This is a genomic window from Amycolatopsis palatopharyngis (genome assembly GCF_003385185.1).
In the GTDB taxonomy this organism is placed as follows: domain Bacteria; phylum Actinomycetota; class Actinomycetes; order Mycobacteriales; family Pseudonocardiaceae; genus Amycolatopsis; species Amycolatopsis palatopharyngis.
Genome location: NZ_PQHZ01000114.1, coordinates 1 through 3,304, shown reverse-complemented (window position 1 = coordinate 3,304; position 3,304 = coordinate 1). Strand labels below are relative to the sequence as shown.

Annotated in this window: 5 protein-coding genes; 2 read left to right on the top strand and 3 right to left on the bottom strand. The window is 67.3% G+C overall.

Annotated features, from left to right (window positions below):
- Both D0C15_RS34890 and D0C15_RS33760 read right to left on the bottom strand, forming a co-directional pair.
- Positions 1-184 (bottom strand): hypothetical protein (locus D0C15_RS34890; protein WP_211323425.1); only part of this gene is annotated, 184 nt, incomplete at its 3' end.
- Between the two features lie 128 nt (positions 185-312).
- Positions 313-1,497, bottom strand: a complete 1,185-nt coding sequence (locus D0C15_RS33760) for a TetR/AcrR family transcriptional regulator (protein WP_116052086.1) — start codon at positions 1,495-1,497, stop codon at positions 313-315.
- Between the two features lie 195 nt (positions 1,498-1,692).
- Here D0C15_RS33760 and D0C15_RS33755 point away from each other — a divergent pair, with 195 nt between their 5' ends.
- Together D0C15_RS33755 and D0C15_RS33750 are read left to right on the top strand one after the other, a co-directional pair.
- Positions 1,693-1,989 (top strand): ArsR/SmtB family transcription factor, encoded by a 297-nt coding sequence (locus tag D0C15_RS33755; protein WP_116052085.1) that lies wholly within the window; start codon positions 1,693-1,695, stop codon positions 1,987-1,989.
- Positions 1,986-2,375, top strand: coding sequence for a VOC family protein (locus tag D0C15_RS33750; protein WP_116052084.1), 390 nt, complete (start codon positions 1,986-1,988; stop codon positions 2,373-2,375). Before D0C15_RS33755 ends, D0C15_RS33750 begins: the two co-directional genes overlap by 4 nt.
- 18 nt (positions 2,376-2,393) lie before the next feature.
- Here D0C15_RS33750 and D0C15_RS33745 read toward each other — a convergent pair whose 3' ends face one another.
- Entirely contained in the window at positions 2,394-3,143 is a 750-nt protein-coding gene (locus D0C15_RS33745) for a class I SAM-dependent methyltransferase (RefSeq protein ID WP_116052083.1), read from the bottom strand.
- Between the last annotated feature and the right edge of the window lie 161 nt (positions 3,144-3,304).

Here is a 3,304-nt window from a genome sequence, read left to right as displayed (position 1 = left end):
ACCCCGAAATCACAAAAAACACATCCACGCCACCGGAAATCCGGCCCAACCAGACGTGATACACCACCACCAACAACGCAGCCAACGCCCGCAACCCCTGCAACTCCGGCCGAAAACGCCGAGGGGCCGGCGCCCCGGCGCCGGTGGGGGCAGCCGCGGGCATATCGGCTCGGAGCTGGTTCATACGTGCGGGTCCTCCGGTGGAGCGTGCAGGGATACCACCGAAGTGGCGTCCTAACGATGCCATCGCTGGTTCGACTGCCCTCGAACGGGTCGTGAAAGGGCCTCAGGTACTGACCGGCGACAGGGCGGTTACGGACCTCCGCCGAACAGGATGCTCGTCACCAGGTGACCGGCCCGGGGCACGTCGGCGCGCCCTCGATGGCCCCGCGCGATGTCGGTCACGACGTTCAGCGCGGCGTGCACGCGGAAGCGGACCCGCGTCGGAGATTCCGGCACGCGGCACTCCCCGGCGAGCCGTACCCACGTGTCGACGTGCCTGCGCTGTGTACCGCGCAACCGGTGCCGGTCCGCGGCGGGCAGGTTCGTGTTCTCGGACACATAGACCGCGGCCATGTCCGACTGGTCCAGGATGAGCCGCACGTAGGCCGCGATGAGGGCACGCAGTGCCGCCTCTGCGTCGCCGGCGGCGCCGAGAGCGTCGGCGGTCGCGACACTGAGCCGCTCGGCCGCCCGGTAGAAGACCGCGGCGAGCAGGTCCGCCTTGCCCGCGAAGTGCCGGTAGACGCTGGATGCGTTGATCCCAGCGGCCGCACCGATGTCGTCCACGCTCACACCGTGGTAGCCGTGCAGGTGGAACAACCGGACGGCCTCGGCGAGCAGTCGTTCCCGGCGCGGCATCATCGGGCCCGCACTACGTTCCCGTACTGCCTCCGCGGTGGCCGCTGGAGGCAGATCTCGTAGCGCCAGCACCTCGCGGGCAATGCCGTGCACCACGTCTTCCGCCCTGCCCGTGGCCAGTCTCGCTCGATGCGTAGCGGGACTGGCGAGCACGCTCAGCGCGGCGGTGGTCAGGTAGCCGGCGTCGGATCGGTTCAGCTCCGGGCGCACCTCGAGCAGGAGGTCGCGGAGGCGACGCACACCCTGGTCCATCTGCTCGGTCACACGCACCCTGTCCGGCTCCGCCAGGTGCCGCCCCTCCCACTGGTAGAGCCGGCCCAGTGACCGGCGCTGCACGGCCTGTCTGGCCAGCTCCCGCACGGCCGTGTCCAGTGCCGCCGAGGGCGATTCCGCGTCGTCGGCCCGCCTGATGGCCAGGGTGAAGGAGTCGCAGAGCTCGCCCACGGCGTGATCGAGAATGGCCTGTTTGTTGCGGAAGTGCCGGTAGATGGCCGGACCGGTGATCCCCACATGGTCGGCGATGTCGTCGACCCCGACATTGTGGTAGCCCCTGCTGCAGAACAGCTCGGCAGCCGTGGTCGCGATCTGCGCCTTGCGGTTCCTCGGCCTGCGCACCACGGCGGTTCTGGGTGTCACCGGCAGGAGTCTAACGCAGGCGTGAGCCGACGATCGGCGCCTTCGGGCCCGTGGACGACGGCGTGAGCTGGGCGGAGCGCGGTTGCGGGTTAACCACGGTTCGCCTGGCGAGCACCCTCAGGGATGCGGCTTCCCAGTTCGGCGCGAAGATGTAGAATTTGACAGGCAAGCGTCGCCTTGCATATAACTGGATGTGTGGACGCGAACCCCGACCTGTTCAAGGCCATCGGCGACGCGACACGACGCACGATCCTGGACGAGTTGACCGAAAAGGACGGTCAGACGCTGTTCGAGATCTGCGGCCGGCTGACCATGAAGCACGGCCTTGCCTCCTCACGCCAGGCCATCTCGCAGCACCTCGCGGTGCTCGAACAGGCCGGTCTGGTGCACACCCGGCGACAGGGCCGGTACAAGTTCCACCATGTCGACACGAGCCCGCTGCGCTCGATCGTCGAGCGGTGGCCCGTCAACCGAGAGGAACCGAACTCGTGATCCGCATCAACATCACCAGCGTGCTCGTCGACGACCAGGCCAAGGCGCTTGACTTCTATACCGAGAAGCTGGGATTCATCAAGAAGACCGACGAGCCCGCCGGTGAGGCCCGCTGGCTCACCGTGGTCTCCCCAGCCAACCCGGACGGCGTCGAGCTACTACTGGAGCCGGACGGCCACCCTGCGGCGGGCGCGTTCAAGAACGCCCTGGTCAACGACGGCATCCCGTTCACCCAGTTCGCCGTCGACGACGTCTACGCCGAGGTGGACCGGCTCAAGGGGCTGGGCGTCGAGTTCACCCAGGACGCGACCGACCTGGGGCCCGTGGTCACCGCGGTCTTCGACGACACCTGCGGCAACCTCATCCAGATCGCCGCCATGAAGTAAGCGCTCATGCCGCGACAGTCAGCCGGCCTGTAGGACGAAGAACAGGAAACTCGGGGCGGTCGCGAGCAGGTGGAAGTCGTCGGGGAACAGCTCGCGGGCGGCCGGCACGGGCTGGGGTTCGCTGATGACGGAGATCCGGAAGCCTGCCGCGGTAAAAGCATCGGTCATCGCGTGCAGCGGCCGGTTCCAGAAGTTCATCTGGGTTGTATGGCCGCCCATGGTCCATTCTTCGGTCGAGCTGTAGGTCTCGAAGTAGTCGGGCCGGCGCCCGGCAAAGCGCTGAACGCAGTAGTCGGCCAAGGGATGGTTGACCGAGGCGATGAGCCTGCCGTCGGTCCTCAGTACGCGCCGCAACTCGGCGAGCGTCGGCTCCCAGTCTTGCAGGTAGTGCAGCACAAGGGACGCAATGACGTCGTCGAACGAATCGTCGGGGTACGGCAGCGGGTCGGCCAGGTCGGCGACCTGCAGGTCTGCGTCGGCACCGAGTCGCCGCCGGGCCTGCTCCAGCATCGCGGCACTCGCGTCGATGCCGCTCACAACGGCTCCCCGGTCGCGTAGCGCCGCGAACAGCGGGCCCGAGCCGCAGCCCGCATCGAGGATCCGCCGTCCGGTTACTTCTCCGGCGAGGGCCAGCGTCGCGGGCCGTTCGTAGTAGGCGTTGTTGAGGCTGATCTCGTTCTCCGCCGAATACGCCTCGGCCAAGCCGTCATAGTCGTTGACCGGAGCCGGGTCCACACGAAGAGCACGATCACCTGGAACCGAAGCCATGGGGCCCATGCTGGCATGGCTGGGGGCGGCATCCCCCGTTTGTGGTGGTTTTCCGGGCTTCGCGGGGACGGTTCTGTGTCCCTCTGTATTACCTCGATCTCGAACTTGCGTTCGAATAACATCGAGGACGTGGACGACACCGGCAGATCGACATGGCAACT